This window comes from Phocaeicola massiliensis B84634 = Timone 84634 = DSM 17679 = JCM 13223 (assembly GCF_000382445.1).
In the GTDB taxonomy this organism is placed as follows: Bacteria; Bacteroidota; Bacteroidia; order Bacteroidales; family Bacteroidaceae; genus Phocaeicola; species Phocaeicola massiliensis.
Window position 1 is genome coordinate 75544 of sequence record NZ_KB905474.1, and the last position, 16595, is coordinate 92138.

Sequence of the window (16595 nt, forward strand, 5' to 3'; positions counted from 1 at the left end):
AATGGATAGTTTAGTTTTATTTCTTGGATTATTTCTTCTTCGATGAAAGTTTCACCTCAGTCTTCAGTTCATAAGCTCCCGTATACCAGCTTCCGCCTTTTTTTATTTGGGACTTTTCCATTTGATCCACCCCTAGAGTAACAGATTCAAATTCTCCCCCATTCTCCTCTCCATCCACATCATGGAAAAGCACTTCCTGACTGCCTATGCTGAAAGTATGCGCCTTGTCACTCTCGAACTCACCTTTTACATCCGTATACACAGTATCATAATCCGACACATAGTCCTTCTCACCCTTCACAAAAACAGCATCCAAGTCCTTTACCACCACCTGTACCCCTTTTATCGGCTTCCCGGTTTGGTCAAGTACTTTTCCTTTCACCTGATAATCCGCCGAGGGAGTCCCATATTCACATAACTCATTACCGGGACCATCACTGTCACAAGCAGTAAAGCCCAGCAATACCAATACGCCGGATAACAGCTTACGCACCGCGATTTTCTTTTTCGTGTTCATATTTTCTAGTTTTATAATGTTTGCAACCTCTTATAATGGCAAAACAGCAAATCTCCCTTCCCGTCACGCAGATGCATGCCGTTTCCTTTGCAATAACGGAAAAACTCACAGTCGGCACACTCCCCTTTGCGCATCCACTCGCGGTCACGATAAGGCTGATATTTGTTATTCCACACCTCCATAAAGTCATCCTTATAAATATTGCCTTGATGATAGTCGGCACGGATGCTGGGACAAGCAGAAATAACACCGTCCACCAGAACAGACCCTACCGATACCCCTGCCTGACAATGGAAGAAATGATCGCGCACATCTCCCTCATAGTTTCCGAGGAAACCTTCACAGCCATAAGCCGTCTTTATCCTTCCCTCCTTGCGCGTACGTTTGATAAACTCCATCACCCCGCGAAAATCCCTGTTCGACAATTGCAGTTCCGGATCTTTTGCCGCACGGCCGACAGGAAACACAGTGAAAAGCCGCCAGCGTTTCACTCCCAAACTCAGCAAAAATTCCTTCATCTCCTCCAGACGCATATAACTATGCTTGTTGACACAAGTCACCACATCAAACACAAATCCGGGTTCTTCCGCCATCATCTTTATTGCCTCCACCGCACGTTCAAAGCTCTGTGGATTTCCCCTCATCCAGTTATGATCTGCCGCAAATCCGTCAAGGCTGACCGTTGCCGTATGCAATCCCGATGCCAGTAAACGACGAAAACGTTCGCGCGTCATATAAAGTCCGTTGGTCACCATCCCCCATGGGAATCCTTTATCATATATAGCCTTTCCACACTCCTCCAAATCCTCTCGCATCAACGGTTCGCCGCCTGTAATAATGACAAATACCTTATGCGGATCTGTAGATGCCGCCACGCTGTCAAGCACTTTCAGAAAGTCTTCTTTCGGCATGTCAGGGTGTCCGGCTATCTTCTTGCAGTCACTTCCGCAATGCCGGCAATGCAAGTTACAGCGCAACGTACATTCCCAAAACAATTGCTTCAACGGATGTTCTTTCAGCAAATCATTATTCAGCTTCCGGGCTATTTCCAGGCCGATGCGATGTCTCAGAGTTAGTGGTTCATTCTTCATTTTTCTTATCTTTCGGCAAACAAAAACATTTTCGTTTTACTTATAAAATGTCAATTTAACTAAAATACTGCATCAAAAGAAAAATATTTTACCCTTTAAATGAAATATCCCTTATTTCCTTATATTTCCTTCCACTTTCCTCCCTGCTTCTACCCCCTTTGAACATTCAACTTCCATCTTTCAACTGCCGGGAGATAAATATCAATGCTTGAGAGACAGACATATTCAACAAATAATAGTAGCTTTGCCACTAATAAATACCAAATGAGAAAAACAATACTCATATTACTATCCATACTCACCTTTTACGGATGCCGATATAATGTACCTCCATCCGTAAAAGAAGCCTTATCCACAGCCGAAGCCTACATGGAAGAAAACCCGGACAGCGCTTTACATATACTTCAAAATATCAGTCACCCCGAAAACTTGCGTAGCCAAGCCCGGGCGGATTATGCTTTGCTTTACACACAAGCCTGTGATAAGACTCATCTTCTTCCTCCGACAGATTCGTTGGTACAAACAGCCGTGAACTATTACAAAAAAGAGAAGAACAGCATCAATGCCGCCAAAAGCTATTTTTACTTAGGGCGCTTAAAGCGGAACCTCAGACAAGATACACTTGCCATCAAAATGTTACTAACAGCGTTAAAGAAGATGCCGAAGAACAACAAGAGCAAACTACTGATGCAAATCTATTTTGACTTAGGAGCGATATACAAAAAGCAGAATCTATATAATAAAGCCATGGATATGTACCGGGAATGCTATGCAGTGACCAAGGCCTTAGATGATTCTTCGCTCCTATTCTTTCCATGTCGGGAATTGGCACAGACACATTTATTAAAACATAAGAGCGACAGCGCTCTTTCTTATTACCAACAGGCATTGACCATCAGCCAAAAGTTTCAAAACAATTATTGGGAGGCCAACATACTCAATGACATCAGCAAAGTCTATTTACACGAAGGAGACACGCTGAAAGCCAACAACACCATAGACTTTGCCATAAGGAAAGACAGTTCTGCCACTAATATCAGTTTGAAAGGACAATTATTATATTATGGCAATCAGATGGATTCTGCCAGATTCTATTTGAAAAAAAGCTGCCTATCCGGCAACCTATACAGCAAAACTACCGGCTACCTCTATTTATATAAAGTAGAAAAGAAGGCCGGCAATCATTCGGCAGCCTATGCATACAATGATTCTTTCAACATATATCGTGACTCCATCATCAAGATACAGCAACATCAAAAGATTGAAGAGCTAAGCACACAATATGCTTTGGCCATACAGAGAAAGGAAATAGAGGCCGAAAACAGGAATATATATTATGTCATTACAATTTGCCTGATTGTGCTTTTGCTAGGTGCTTTTGCCGTTTGCCAATATTTAAAGAAGAGAAAAAAAGATAAAGAGCTCAAGCAAGAAAAGCTGAACTCGTTGGACCAAACACAGACCATCAGCACCTTTCTAAAAGAAAAAGTAGGCGAAGAAATCCAATTGCCCGAAACGGCAACAAAGTTCAAACAAGATATTCTCCGAAATGGCATCCGGGCATTCCGGGCATCCCAGTGGGGAAAGAATTTGGAAACAGTTGAAAAAACAATTGTACCCGGCAACTATATAAAACTGTCAGAACAGGAATCACTTTACAAGGAACTGAAATTACACTTCAATGACTTCATTGCCTGCCTCAATCAGATATACCCGGACATGTCCAAAGAAGATATCTATTTCTGTATCCTGTCTGCGCTGAAATACAAGAGCCGGACCATTGTGTACTGTATGAAAACTCCTGCAGGAGCCTTACGAACCCGCAAAAGCAGATTAAAGAAAAATATGGCGGAAGAAACCTTCCGAATCATCTTCAACAAATAAAAAGTCCCCATTTCATCGAGAAAGCTATAATTACAGCATATCAACTTGTAACGCTTTTCTCTTTTTATGTAACGGTTTCAGAGCACCAACCTATTGATTTTATTCGTATGTTTGCTATCAGGAAAAACATATAAATCAATACAATATGGAAAAGAGCTTATTATTCATTCTCTTCTGCTGCATGGGGTTTGTCGCTAAGGCACAAACCATTGAAGAAATAAAAATCCTAGACGCAAATGAGATTGTTCCCGTATGCATCTTTGATGCTCCGACAGCCTATCAAAATGGGACCACTATCAATATCCGATTAGGAGAAACAGCAACCTCCACTGTGACCGTCATTAATAAAGAGACGGGTGAGCCGGCCTATTCCATGATATATGCCGGCACTGACAACATCCTATTTGATTTAAAGGGTAAAGCGAAAGGGACGTACACTCTATTGATAAATATAGAAGGTATGAAATACACAGGAGAATTCACACTGTAACGAGTGTGTAATAAAGATATTGTTTGCAAACAAAAAGCCAAGCGATAAGGGCTGAGCATATCGCAAAGAAATGAATTATTCTAATACTTAATGTATCATGAAAACACTTAAAGACCTAGAATATTTCCGCCTAGGAAAAGGACAGATGAATGCTGTGACCGGCGGATACAACTGTTACGCCATTTGGGAAGAAGGTGATGAGCCGTTGATGATTGTTAAAGACGAGAAAGGTGATGCAAAAAAAGCACAAGAAGTGCTGCAGAAGTCATACGCAGGTACTTCAGCAATTATAGAGTGCTACTAATCCCCTCGTTACCTGACTTGGGCAAGAGGTGAGATTATTTCATAATTCCGACCTTTCGCTCTTATACCAAGAGTTTACCCCAAAAGTCAGGAAGCACAAAGCTTTTATGGAGATGCAGCTGTAATAACATACAGCCAATCTTCCATACCAACAATCAGGAGCATTGCTATTATAACCAATGCTCCCTGATTAAAACTTAATATAATAATTACTGCCATGAGACACACTTTATTTCTGATACTTATCTGGATGCCATTACTTATCTGCGCCACAGACAAGAATGTAAATATAACCATCAAACTATCTACTGAACTGTCCCAAACAGAGCAATGGATATATGCGAGCGGATATATCGGAGCAAATGAATATGCCATTCTAGACTCTGTGAAAGTGAGCAAAGGAGATATAAAGAAAAAACTGTCTTTTGACATCAGCCAGGGGATGAGTATATATATCTTATGCGCAGAGAAAGGACCCGTCAATCTATTCTTTGATATAGAGCCTAACACAAACTGTGAAATTGAAATTGATGAAAACATGGACGGAAGATATCCACACCCCATGAAAGGGAATGATATGTTCAATGAATTCCTAACATTCTATAATAAAATCCTATATACAGGAAAAAAGAGCAGAGACCAATCCCTGCCCGAAGACAGCATACGATATTATAAAGCCAAACTAACAGAGGCCTATATAAAAGAGATTCACAAGACTCAATATTCTACATTGGCATGGGTATATATTTTATGGCTGCCGGGATATGCCGAAGAACGAAGTGAAGAGGAGCCTTTCAGGTCAGTGATTCAATATGCACAACAAAAGTTTCCTAATAATGACCTTATAGAACGCCTCTCCATAACAAGTCCAGAACCAGCAACCGCAAAAAGCAAAGCCGCATCTGAACGAATCAGAGCTCTGATAAAGAAAAGATATTATGTAGAGCCGAAAGACACAACCATGGGAGCAAAGCTGCAACTCGCATTCCCGCATATCTCAAAAAAGAAAATAAACACAGACTCCATTGCAGAAGAATATGTGCTGGTAGACTTTTGGGCAAGCTGGTGTGTACCGTGCCGCAAGGAAACACCTTTCCTGAAAATGGCAAAAGAAAGATATAAGGACAAACTGGCTGTATATGCAGTGACAATAGATGCCGATACGCTCAAATGGGAAAAAGCCATAGAGGAGGACAGCACCCAATACTTCATCCATGTGAGAGGGGTGAATGACAGGAATGTGCCCGACAAGCAGGTCAGGGCTTTAAAGATTAAATCTATTCCACGGAACTTCTTGTTGGACAAAGAGAGACGCATCATTGCAAAAGATTTAAGAGGAGAGGAACTGCTGAATGCTTTGGAACAACTGATAAAATAACATATACTGCCATGAGACACACTTTATTTCTGATACTTATCTGGCTGCCGTTACTTATCTGCGCCACAGACAAGAATGTAAATATAACCATCAAACTATCTACTGAACTATCCCAAACAGAGCAATGGATTTATGCGAGCGGATATGTCGGAGCAAATGAATATGCCATTCTAGACTCTGTAAAAGTGAATAAGGGCGATACGCAGACAAAATTGTCTTTTGACATTTACGAAGGGATGAGTATATATATCTTATGCGCAGAGAAAGGACCCGTCAATCTCTTTTTCCATATAGAGCCTAATACAAACTGTGAAATTGAAATTGATGAAAACATGGACGGAAGATATCCACGTCCCATGAAAGGGAATGATATGCAAAATGAACTTCTTGCATTTGATAATAAAATCCTATATATAGGAAAAAAGAGCGAAGACCAATCCCTGCCCGAAGACAGCATACGATATTATAAAGCCAAACTAACAGAGGCCTATATAAAAGAGATTCACAAGACTCAATATCCTACATTGGCATGGGTATATATTTTATGGCTGCCGGGATATGCCGAAGAACGAAGGGAAGAGGAGCCTTTCAGGTCAGTGATTCAATATGCACAACAAAAGTTTCCTAATAATGGCCTTATAGAACGCCTCTCCATAACAAGTCCAGAACCAGCAACCGCAAAAAGCAAAGCCGCATCTGAACGAATCAGAGCTCTGATAAAGAAAAGATATTATGTAGAGCCGAAAGACACAACCATGGGAGCAAAGCTGCAACTAGCATTCCCGCATATTTCAAAAAAGAAAATAAACACCGACTCCATTGCAGAAGAATATGTACTGGTAGACTTTTGGGCAAGCTGGTGTGTGCCGTGCCGCAAGGAAACACCTTTCCTGAAAATGGCAAAAGAAAGATATAAGGACAAACTGGCTGTATATGCAGTGACAATAGATGCCGATACGCTCAAATGGGAAAAAGCCATAGAGGAAGACAGCACCCGATACTTCATCCATGTGAGAGGAGTGAGTGACAGGAATGTACCCGACAAGCAGGTCAGGGCATTAAAGATTAAATCCATCCCACGGAACTTCTTGTTGGACAAAGAGAGACGCATCATTGCAAAAGACTTAAGGGGAGAGGAGCTGCTGAATGCTTTGGAACAACTGATAAAATAACATGGCGGATATAGACTACACAATGAGCATACTGCATCGATATTTGAAAGAATTGTCGATAAAAGTAAGCTATGGACGCATCAGGAAGCTGCTTGCTACCCCGATGGGATGCTCCGTCAGGGGAATAAGTGATGCACTTGACAGCCTGCATATCACACACGAAGTATATCAACTGCCGGCCACTTATTTAAGCAAGATAGAAGCGCCTTTCCTTGCATTGATGCACAACGGAAGATATTGCCTTGTAAAAAGCATACAAGAAGAAAAAACAATCTTACTATCCGACAAGGGGAAAGAAGAAAACCTCCCGACAAAACAGTTCATCGCTGCATGGAAAGGAGTCGTCCTGATAATAGACGAAACGCAGGCATCTTATCACGAACCGTATTATCAATTAAAACAAATATTGTATCTTGCGAAGAAATATAGATGCCTGTCGACCATCGGATTAGCAGGTATTATCTATCTGCTGGCCAGCCCCCGGCAAACAGGAGACCTACTTTTCAACACACTGACATGGATAGGCCTTGCCGTGTCCATCCTCATCATTTACAAAGAATCCTACAACAAAGACTTCTTGCAGCGTTTCTGCAAAATAGGCAATATCGTGGACTGTAACGAGATATTGCACTCCAAAGCCGCCAGCATCAATGGAATCATCACATTGGGAGAAATGGCCTTATTATATTACTCAACATTGTTCCTTTCTACGGCATTCCATATCCCCCTCTATTACAGCATCTGGACTTGGGCCACCTGCATTTCCATTGCATTCACCTTGTGGTCCGTCGGTTATCAGGTGATAATAGCTCGCAAACTGTGCATGTTCTGCCTGTCCATCGATATCATAATATGGTTACAGGCTCTTGTCCTGTTCTCCACTGATATGGCTGCCTGGCATTTAAACATATCATCCATCTTTGCTTTTATATTAATAGGCACACTTTGCTGCACCGCATGGTATGCGCTGAAAGAACTGCTGGACTCGGTGCGGGAAGTAGCAAAGTTGAAAGACAAAAGAGTACTTTTGCTGTCATATCCCACCCTTTTCGATACACTGCTGCAAATGGGGCATGCAGTTCCCAACGCGGAAAAGGACATGACAATTCAAAGAGAAGCACAAGGCGGCAAGCTCATACAAATTATTATAAACCCACATTGCAAACATTGTGCAAACGAGCATCAAGAATGGATGAAACCGGAAAATGCATCCATAAGGATTCTTTTCTCAATTGCTCCGCAAGATACCGTAGGCAAAGACATCGCACTGGCAATCATAACCTGCTATCTTGAACACGGATTCCAAAAGGCCATGCACCTACTGAACGAATGGTTTGAAAAGCAAAACAGTAAGTTTATAGCATACTACAAACCTATAAGACAGGCCGAACAAATGTTGGAAGCACAACAAGCTTATTGCCAACAGATTCACTTGAAACACACGCCTTTTATCACAGTCAATGAGAGGGAGATGCCTCAAGTGTACGACATAGAAGATGTACAGTATGTGTAATAAAGATATTGTCGGCAAGCATACAATAAATACAATATTATGAAGCTTAAACTTTTCTCTCTCCTCGCTTTGTGTATGTCACTATTCACAAACTTGCATGCCCAACCACCGGATACCTACGGCCACGATATTCCTGTACAAAGGAACAACAACCGACTATAAAATTGCGCAGATTGATTCCTTTGCTTTTGTCCGTTGCAACTTCGCATTGGAAGGAGGAAGTAATCCCCCTGTTCCCAAATGATTCGCCGAGCATCCATATAGATAATGATTCGTAAATAACGTTTGGAGGGACCAATCAGGCCGGACTGCAATATATACATGATAATTTCTCCGGCATTCCACTGTTTGAGCAATATACCCTGCCGATAAATAGAAAGTTTCGGGAATATATAAGCCAAGAAAAGACATTGGAATCTGTTATTGCGGAAATCAACAATACCCTCATTGAGCCACACATCAAGAGTCTGGACAGTATTGCCATAAGATACCATATCGACAGCATATTCAACAAAACGGCGGCAATCAATCCCGAACTAATCAAATTCTCTTTAGCCGGCCCTTACATACACACATATATTCGCTATCATGGCGACAAAAAGAAAATGGAGACGCACGACAAAGCGATCTTCGGCCCATACATCGATAATTTTTGTGCCCCCGAAAGCCTGCAACCTTACCTGCTGGGGAGTGCAGCCATCTGTCAAATCGTATTCAACACCGGAGAAATGAATATCTATAAAGTAAAAGATTATTTAAACGAGAAAAATGCGTTGGAGAATACATTTTAAGTTCTTCGTCACTTTTGGCCGGTTTATGTTCTAATGCCCCAGACACACCTTCAAAAAGACGAGGACATCTTCTAAAAAGAGCAAGAGCTTTCTCAAAAAAATAACGACCTTTTAAAAAAAGAAAAGGAGCTTTTTTAAAAAGACAACGAACTTTTTTAAAAACATCTTGATCTTTTTGCCGCTAACGAAATTTTGTCAACCGTTATATTTCGTGGAAATACAAACCCTTTAAACATCCTTTTATGAGGTAAACACCAGAAACGCTCTACTTTATATTCATTCGGAACAGCCTGACACAATGACATATATACGTATAGGCTCATGCGTACGTACGTGTAGCCTGATGCGTACGTACCTGTGGCCCGATGCGTACGTACGTGTAGCCCGATGCGTACGTACACATTTTGAGGTTTTCAAAAATGCCGGCATGATTTTCATGTGGGGGCAAAAGGATCATCCCCTCATTAGGCCGGTCATACCTTCTTTTCCCTTCATCCTTACATTTTAACCAAAACATTCAGATAATCAATCTATTAAAAATGACAGGACATCCCCTCATCCTCGTTTCAGCTGTACTCTTCAACTCCCTTCAAAATCTACCTTCAGCATTTGTCTCACAGGAAGAAGTTTTACGAATGAAAGGAGGCTGAAAGGGTGGTGACAAGATGCCCATTCACTACCGGATCCCCCATCAACAGGGCGTTTCAACCGCTAATGAAAGGAGAAAAGAAAAAGCGGATTTCCGCTTGTAGCACGAAAAAAACAGTTGTTTTTTTGTGGATTCACTCATTATATGATAAGGCATTGTAGCCAGTTCGAATATTAGCTTGGTGTGACTGCCACATATCAACGGTAAAACCGGAAAGAATAAACAATAAAATCAAAACGATGAAAAGGAAAGTTACGGATATCCCGAAATCCCCGGACATCCCAACCAAAAATACAGAAAGAAATAGCCTCATATTCCATTTACTTCACTAAAAATCATTACCTTTGCACCTTACTATCAGAAATAACAAAAAGCACATACATAATATGGAAAAGAAATTCAAAAGAACCACCGTCACCTCGGCACTGCCTTATGCCAACGGTCCGGTGCACATTGGCCATTTGGCAGGTGTATATGTTCCTGCAGATATCTATGTACGCTATCTTCGCCTGAAAAAAGAAGACGTACTGTTCATCGGAGGTTCAGATGAACATGGGGTGCCCATCACCATCCGTGCCAAAAAAGAAGGAATTACCCCTCAGGATGTGGTCGACCGCTATCATACACTGATTAAAGACTCTTTTAAAGAATTCGGAATTTCTTTCGATGTTTACTCCCGTACTTCATCAAAGACACATCACGAACTGGCTTCCGAGTTTTTCAAAACGCTGTATGACAAAGGAGAATTCATCGAAAAGACATCTGAACAATATTATGATGAAGAGGCTCACCAGTTTCTGGCCGACCGATATATCACAGGTGAATGTCCCCATTGTCACGCAGAAGGTGCATACGGTGACCAATGCGAAAAGTGTGGTACTTCATTATCACCTACCGATTTGATTAATCCGAAAAGTGCCATCAGTGGCAGTAAGCCCGTGATGCGTGAAACCAAACATTGGTATTTGCCGTTGGACAAGCACGAAGGCTGGTTGCGCAAATGGATTCTGGAAGACCACAAAGAATGGCGTCCCAACGTGTACGGACAGTGCAAGAGCTGGCTGGACATGGGCTTGCAGCCGCGTGCCGTAAGCCGTGACCTGGATTGGGGTATCCCCGTTCCCGTGGAAGGAGCGGAAGGGAAAGTGCTTTATGTATGGTTTGACGCTCCTATCGGGTACATTTCAAATACCAAAGAATTACTGCCCGACAGTTGGGAAACATGGTGGAAAGACCCCGAAACACGTCTGATTCATTTCATCGGAAAAGACAATATCGTGTTCCATTGCATCGTATTTCCGGCTATGCTGAAAGCGGAAGGCAGTTACATTTTGCCCGATAATGTGCCAAGCAACGAATTCCTGAACTTGGAAGGAGATAAGATTTCCACATCCCGCAATTGGGCTGTATGGCTGCACGAATATTTACAGGACTTCCCCGGAAAGCAGGATGTGCTTCGCTATGTACTGACTGCCAATGCTCCCGAAACGAAGGACAATGACTTCACATGGAAAGACTTTCAGGCACGCAACAACAATGAGTTGGTAGCCGTGTACGGCAACTTTGTGAACCGTGCTTTGGTGCTGACTCAGAAATACTTTAACGGATGCGTTCCCGCCTGCGGAGAGTTGACAGAATATGACAAGGATACACTGAAGGAATTTGCAGATGTAAAAGCGGAAGTAGAAAAACTGCTGAATGTCTTCAAGTTCCGCGATGCTCAGAAAGAAGCAATGAATCTGGCACGTATCGGTAACAAATATCTGGCAGACACCGAACCGTGGAAACTTGCCAAGACCGATATGCCGCGCGTGGCCACTATCCTGAATATAGCATTGCAACTGGTAGCTAATCTGGCCATTGCATTCGAACCGTTCCTGCCGTTCAGCAGCGAAAAACTTCGTAAGATGTTGAATATGGATACCTTTGAATGGGAGCAGTTGGGACGTACCGACCTGTTGGCAGAAGGTCATCAACTGAATAAGGCTGAATTGCTGTTCGAGAAGATAGAAGACGAAACAATTCAGGCACAGGTAGACAAATTGTTGGCTACTAAAAAAGAGAATGAGGCTGCAAGCTATAAGGCTAATCCTATCAAACCGACTATTTCTTTTGAAGAGTTCGAGAAGTTGGATATCCGTGTAGGAACCGTACTGGAATGTGAAACAGTTCCCAAGATGAAGAAACTGCTGAAGTTCAAGATTGCCGACGGACTGGAGAACCGTACCATTGTCAGCGGTATCGCCCAGCACTACGCCCCGGAAGAACTGGTAGGAAAACAAGTGTTGTTCATAGCAAACCTGGCTCCCCGCCAATTCAAAAACGGCTTGGTAAGCGAAGGCATGATTCTAAGCGCCGAGAACTTTGACGGTTCACTGGCCGTTACCTCTCTATTAAAAGAGGTAAAACCGGGAAGTGAAGTTAAATAATCATTATAAGAAGAGATACTCTTCGTGAGGGTGTGTCAAAATGATAGGCTGATTACTTTTGGCACATCCTCATTGGTTTTCATCAGCATTGTCTTCAGACAAAGAAGCTGAAGAAGCATACCATAGGCAAAACGATAAGAACAGATTATGACAGAGCAATCTTTGAAAGACAAGACCGCAAAAGGACTTTTTTGGGGAGGACTGAGCAACGGCATGCAGCAGTTGCTCAATCTTATTTTCGGGATTGCATTAGCCCGTATCCTTGATGCCGAAGACTATGGTATGATAGGGATGCTCAGCATATTCTCACTGATTGCTTCCACCCTGCAGGAAAGCGGATTTACCGCCGCACTTGCCAATAAGAAAAATATCAGCCATGAAGACTACAATGCAGTCTTTTGGTTCAGTTTGTTTACAAGTGGGCTGCTTTACATATTATTATTTTTCTTATCCCCATACATTGCAGAGTTTTACCATACTCCGGCATTGATACCATTGGCACGGTATACTTTCCTTGGCTTTTTTATAGCCAGTCTCGGCATAGCACACAATGCCTATTTATTCCGTAATCTTAAAGTAAAACAGAAAGCTTTTATCCAACTGACCGGTCTGATACTGTCAAACATAACAGGAGTCACATTGGCTCTTTGCGGAATGGCATATTGGGGAATAGCAACACAAGGGTTGGTATACGTGACCAGCAATACCATTCTGTTTTGGCGCTATTCCGGCTGGAAACCAACGCTACATATTTCTTTCAAGCCACTGAAAAGCATGATCAACTTCAGCTGTAAGATATTAATAACCAATATATTCTCGAATATAAACAACAACATGCTGACTGTCATATTAGGTCGTTTTTACAGTCAAGAGGAAGTGGGGTATTTCAATCAAGCCAATAAATGGACATCCATGGGATATTCTACCATACTAGGTACGATAAACGGAATAGCCCAACCTGTATTGCGCAATGTGTCGGAAGATACAGAACGCCAATGCCGCGTGTTTCGCAAGATGCTCCGCTTTACAGCTTTTATATCATTCCCCGCTTTGTTCGGTCTTTCACTCATCGCTCCCGAACTCATCACAATAACCATTACAGACAAATGGAACGAAAGTGCAATCATCATGCAGATTCTTTGTATCGGAAGTGCTTTTCTTCCCATTCAGAATCTTTATTCCAACCTTGTAATCAGTAAGGGAAAATCGGATATCTTCATGTGGAATACCATTTTCCTGGGAATCATACAAATTGCAACTGCCCTGCTATGCTACCCTTATGGCATCCGAACGATGATTTTTGCCTATATCAGCATCAATATCAGTTGGCTGTTCGTGTGGCATTACTTTATATGGAAAGAGATACACCTCACTTTATGGGATGCACTAAAAGATGTCGTTCCTTTCGGAGTTATCGCAGTAAGCTGCATGGGTGCTGCCTACTTTCTCACCCGATCTATCGATAACCTCTATCTAATCTTAACAGCCAAAATTGCCATTGCAGCCGGACTATACATTATAATCATGCAATTGAGCAAGTCTGCAACTTTTAAAGAAGTCATAAACTATCTGTCAAAAAAGAAATAATATTTGACTTTCTGATAAAATCTCCTTTACTTTGTAGCAAAATAGCATTTCAACAAAGAAAAGATATGGAAACAATACCTATATTCTTTACATTCGACCGTTATTATGTACTTGCAGCCTGTGTTGCTTTCCATTCTTTGTTGACTAATGCCGCACCCGAATATCAGTATCAGCTCTACGTAGTACATACCGACCTCCAGCCTCATCATATACAACGAATAAAAAAAGTTGTCTCTCACTTCCATAATGCCAATATACAGTTTAAAAATGCTTCCCATTATGACACGGCATGGGATAAATTGCGTAATAAGTCGCATTTTTCAAAAGAGATATTCTATAAACTGACAGCTGCGGAAATGTTTCCTCAGTATGAGCGAATTCTCTTTTCTGATGTAGATGTACTCTTTACAGCCGATATATCTTCTTCCTTCTTTCTTTATCCGAATGAGAAATTTTATTATGCCGGCACACGTCCTATTCAGGAAAATACAAACTTGCCGCGTTATGCTAAAGAATTTACACAGGAAGAAATCCGGTTGATATCTGATTATGAAATATCGGCCGGCTATATGCTTATAAACCTGAAATGCATACGTGAGGACAACAAGCAAATAGAACTGACACAGTTTTTCCATAACAATTTAAACCGCCTGATACTGCCTGAACAAGACTGCATTGCATTATGCTGTGCTCCATATCTTCGTTTCATGCCTTACAAATATGTAGTTTGTGCGTTTCAATTCCATGAAGACCCGCAAAGGGTGAAATTCAACCCCAATAATGCCTCCTTTCAAGACAAACAAGTTGCCATAAAAGCTTACAACGAGATGCGTGAACAAGTGGTACAATTGCATTACCCGGGAAGAGAAAAGCCATGGAACTCACCTTTCGTATACAAATACAAAGAATGGCTGACCGGTTGTCACCAAGCCAACCAACTTGGTTACTATCTGCTCATGCAGCCCTTATTCTTTACACAAAGACTGAAAAAATACAGCTTATCCCGCTTTATCAGAAAAATAAAAAAGAAATACCATGGTTAATATTCTGCATCGTATTCCGCTCATACGCCATTATGCACGGAAATGGGAGTTTGCCTGTTTTCAGAAAAAATGGCGAAAGCAAAACCGCCATAATCGCACTGTTGCCATGAACCGTTTTCCCATAAAATCTGTGCAAGTAGGAAAAGACACGTATGGCGAACTGCATATTTTAAGTTATTTGCCCGAAACAGAATTCCTGCAAATAGGAAATTATGTGTCCATTGCTCCCGATGTTCACTTCATTTTGAGTGGAAACCATCAGACAGAAACGCTTTTCACTTACCCTATTCAATCATTGTTAACCAATGGACACTGTCCGAAAGACAGTGTGAGCAAAGGGGCCGTTATAATAGAAGATGAAGTTTGGATTGGTTATGGCGCCCTCATCTTATCGGGAGTAACCATCGGGAAAGGAAGCATTATAGCCGCCGGTTCAGTAGTCACCCGTGATGTGCCTCCTTATGCCATTGTAGGAGGAAATCCGGCCAAGATAATCCGCTATCGTTTACCCCGGGAAGTGATAGAGCTTGTAAAAGATACATATCTGAAAGATATTTCACACGATATATTAAAAAAGAACTTGAAACAACTGTATACTCCTCTGCACACTCCGGCCGAGGCGAGTCAACTGATAGAACTAATTAAAAATGGAAAAGAATAAATATAAAGTACGGGTCATTGCATTTTACCTGCCACAGTTCCATCCTACCCCCGAGAACGATAAATGGTGGGGGAAAGGATTTACGGAATGGACCAATGTGGGCAAAGCCAAACCTTTGTTTAAAGGGCATTACCAACCCAAGGTTCCGGCCGACTTAGGATATTATGATTTGAGAGTTCCCGAAACCCGCCGTGAGCAAGCAGAATTAGCACGTCAATATGGAATAGAAGGCTTCTGCTATTGGCATTACTGGTTCGGTAACGGCAGACAATTATTACAACGTCCGTTTCAAGAAGTTTTGGCTTCGGGAGAGCCTGATTTCCCCTTTTGCCTGGCATGGGCCAACCATAGCTGGGAAGATAAACAGTTTAACAAAGAGGGAGGGAACAAAATGTTAATGGAGCAATTATATCCGGGTAACGAAGATTATATCGCCCATTTCAATGCTGTTCTCCCGGCATTCAAAGATCCGCGCTATATCCGTGTAAACGGTGAGCCACTGTTTATGATTTATGCTCCCATGAAAGTGCCTGATATAGCACACTTTATCGAACTTTGGCAAAAACTGGCCGAGCCTCATGGTTTCCGCATTCATTTTGTGGGGCATACCAGTAAAACAGAGGAATTGCCTTTATTCCGCCAATGGGGGTTTAACGCCACCAATCTGGTACGTCTGTTTGATGTGTTCCAAAAGAACTATAGCCTCTTAGGACGTATCAAAACCAAATTCCAGCGCATCACCTTCCATCAGGGACAAAGAATAGACTATGAAAGAGCTGCCCGATACTTTTCAGGACCGGAAGACCAAAACACAGACTGTTACCCTACACTGATTCCCAACTGGGACCATTCTCCCCGTTCGGGACGATCCGGACATATATTAATCAATTCCACGCCGAAAAAGTTTGAGGAACATGCGGAAAGAACTTTCCGTAATGTCATACACAAACCGAAGGAAGAACGCATTGTCTTTCTGAAATCTTGGAATGAATGGGCAGAAGGAAACTACATGGAACCGGATTTAAAGTTCGGAAGAGGCTATCTGGAAGCTCTATTAAAAGCTATTAACAACGTTTTTAACTGACAG

The 16595-nt window shown here is 41.9% G+C and carries 14 protein-coding genes; 12 read left to right on the forward strand and 2 right to left on the reverse strand.

Annotation, left to right across the window (positions count from 1 at the left end):
- Window positions 1–28 precede the first annotated feature (28 nt).
- A complete protein-coding gene (locus HMPREF1534_RS03250; protein WP_005943817.1) occupies window positions 29–517 on the reverse strand; it encodes a radical SAM-associated putative lipoprotein in 489 nt (162 codons plus the stop codon).
- 11 nt (window positions 518–528) lie between these two features.
- Window positions 529–1608, reverse strand: coding sequence for a TIGR04133 family radical SAM/SPASM protein (locus tag HMPREF1534_RS03245; RefSeq protein WP_005943818.1), 1080 nt, complete (start codon window positions 1606–1608; stop codon window positions 529–531).
- A 264-nt stretch (window positions 1609–1872) separates the two neighbouring features.
- On the opposite strand from HMPREF1534_RS03245, the gene HMPREF1534_RS03240 reads away from it, so the two are divergent.
- From HMPREF1534_RS03240 to HMPREF1534_RS03195, 12 genes are all read left to right on the forward strand, one after another.
- Window positions 1873–3492 (forward strand): tetratricopeptide repeat protein, encoded by a 1620-nt coding sequence (locus HMPREF1534_RS03240; protein ID WP_005943819.1) that lies wholly within the window; start codon window positions 1873–1875, stop codon window positions 3490–3492.
- Between the two features lie 145 nt (window positions 3493–3637).
- Complete coding sequence (locus tag HMPREF1534_RS03235; protein WP_005943820.1) at window positions 3638–3982, forward strand: DUF3244 domain-containing protein; 345 nt, start codon at window positions 3638–3640, stop codon at window positions 3980–3982.
- Window positions 3983–4079: 97 nt separating this feature from the next.
- Window positions 4080–4286, forward strand: coding sequence for a hypothetical protein (locus HMPREF1534_RS03230; protein ID WP_005943821.1), 207 nt, complete (start codon window positions 4080–4082; stop codon window positions 4284–4286).
- A gap of 216 nt (window positions 4287–4502) precedes the next feature.
- A complete protein-coding gene (locus tag HMPREF1534_RS19530; protein ID WP_005943822.1) occupies window positions 4503–5663 on the forward strand; it encodes a TlpA family protein disulfide reductase in 1161 nt (386 codons plus the stop codon).
- Window positions 5664–5674: 11 nt separating this feature from the next.
- Window positions 5675–6835: a TlpA family protein disulfide reductase gene (locus HMPREF1534_RS19535; RefSeq protein ID WP_005943823.1), complete on the forward strand. Its 1161-nt coding sequence runs from the start codon at window positions 5675–5677 to the stop codon at window positions 6833–6835.
- 22 nt (window positions 6836–6857) lie between these two features.
- Window positions 6858–8348, forward strand: a complete 1491-nt coding sequence (locus tag HMPREF1534_RS03225; RefSeq protein WP_229032066.1) for a cysteine peptidase family C39 domain-containing protein — start codon at window positions 6858–6860, stop codon at window positions 8346–8348.
- A 410-nt stretch (window positions 8349–8758) separates the two neighbouring features.
- A complete protein-coding gene (locus HMPREF1534_RS03220) occupies window positions 8759–9139 on the forward strand; it encodes a hypothetical protein (protein ID WP_005943827.1) in 381 nt (126 codons plus the stop codon).
- 1035 nt (window positions 9140–10174) lie between these two features.
- Window positions 10175–12217, forward strand: coding sequence for a methionine--tRNA ligase (gene metG / locus HMPREF1534_RS03215; protein WP_005943829.1), 2043 nt, complete (start codon window positions 10175–10177; stop codon window positions 12215–12217).
- A 147-nt stretch (window positions 12218–12364) separates the two neighbouring features.
- Window positions 12365–13804: a lipopolysaccharide biosynthesis protein gene (locus HMPREF1534_RS03210; RefSeq protein WP_005943832.1), complete on the forward strand. Its 1440-nt coding sequence runs from the start codon at window positions 12365–12367 to the stop codon at window positions 13802–13804.
- Between the two features lie 65 nt (window positions 13805–13869).
- On the forward strand, window positions 13870–14847 hold the full coding sequence (locus HMPREF1534_RS03205) for a glycosyltransferase family 8 protein (RefSeq protein WP_005943835.1): 978 nt from the start codon (window positions 13870–13872) through the stop codon (window positions 14845–14847).
- Window positions 14840–15508, forward strand: a complete 669-nt coding sequence (locus HMPREF1534_RS03200) for a DapH/DapD/GlmU-related protein (protein ID WP_005943838.1) — start codon at window positions 14840–14842, stop codon at window positions 15506–15508. Before HMPREF1534_RS03205 ends, HMPREF1534_RS03200 begins: the two co-directional genes overlap by 8 nt.
- The gene (locus HMPREF1534_RS03195) at window positions 15495–16592 is read left to right on the forward strand and encodes a glycosyltransferase WbsX family protein (RefSeq protein ID WP_005943841.1); all 1098 of its coding nucleotides are present in this window, start codon (window positions 15495–15497) and stop codon (window positions 16590–16592) included. Before HMPREF1534_RS03200 ends, HMPREF1534_RS03195 begins: the two co-directional genes overlap by 14 nt.
- Window positions 16593–16595 lie beyond the last annotated feature (3 nt).

Excerpts from the sequence above, each read along its gene's own strand:
- HMPREF1534_RS03240 (WP_005943819.1), top strand. The coding sequence starts at position 1,873 with ATGAGAAAAACAATACTCATATTACTATCCATACTCACCTTTTACGGA.
- HMPREF1534_RS03210 (WP_005943832.1), top strand. The coding sequence starts at position 12,365 with ATGACAGAGCAATCTTTGAAAGACAAGACCGCAAAAGGACTTTTTTGG.
- HMPREF1534_RS03250 (WP_005943817.1), bottom strand. The coding sequence starts at position 517 with ATGAACACGAAAAAGAAAATCGCGGTGCGTAAGCTGTTATCCGGCGTA.
- HMPREF1534_RS03245 (WP_005943818.1), bottom strand. The coding sequence starts at position 1,608 with ATGAAGAATGAACCACTAACTCTGAGACATCGCATCGGCCTGGAAATA.
- HMPREF1534_RS03205 (WP_005943835.1), top strand. The coding sequence starts at position 13,870 with ATGGAAACAATACCTATATTCTTTACATTCGACCGTTATTATGTACTT.
- HMPREF1534_RS19535 (WP_005943823.1), top strand. The coding sequence starts at position 5,675 with ATGAGACACACTTTATTTCTGATACTTATCTGGCTGCCGTTACTTATC.
- HMPREF1534_RS03230 (WP_005943821.1), top strand. The coding sequence starts at position 4,080 with ATGAAAACACTTAAAGACCTAGAATATTTCCGCCTAGGAAAAGGACAG.
- HMPREF1534_RS03225 (WP_229032066.1), top strand. The coding sequence starts at position 6,858 with ATGAGCATACTGCATCGATATTTGAAAGAATTGTCGATAAAAGTAAGC.
- HMPREF1534_RS03235 (WP_005943820.1), top strand. The coding sequence starts at position 3,638 with ATGGAAAAGAGCTTATTATTCATTCTCTTCTGCTGCATGGGGTTTGTC.
- HMPREF1534_RS03195 (WP_005943841.1), top strand. The coding sequence starts at position 15,495 with ATGGAAAAGAATAAATATAAAGTACGGGTCATTGCATTTTACCTGCCA.
- HMPREF1534_RS03200 (WP_005943838.1), top strand. The coding sequence starts at position 14,840 with ATGGTTAATATTCTGCATCGTATTCCGCTCATACGCCATTATGCACGG.
- HMPREF1534_RS19530 (WP_005943822.1), top strand. The coding sequence starts at position 4,503 with ATGAGACACACTTTATTTCTGATACTTATCTGGATGCCATTACTTATC.
- metG (WP_005943829.1), top strand. The coding sequence starts at position 10,175 with ATGGAAAAGAAATTCAAAAGAACCACCGTCACCTCGGCACTGCCTTAT.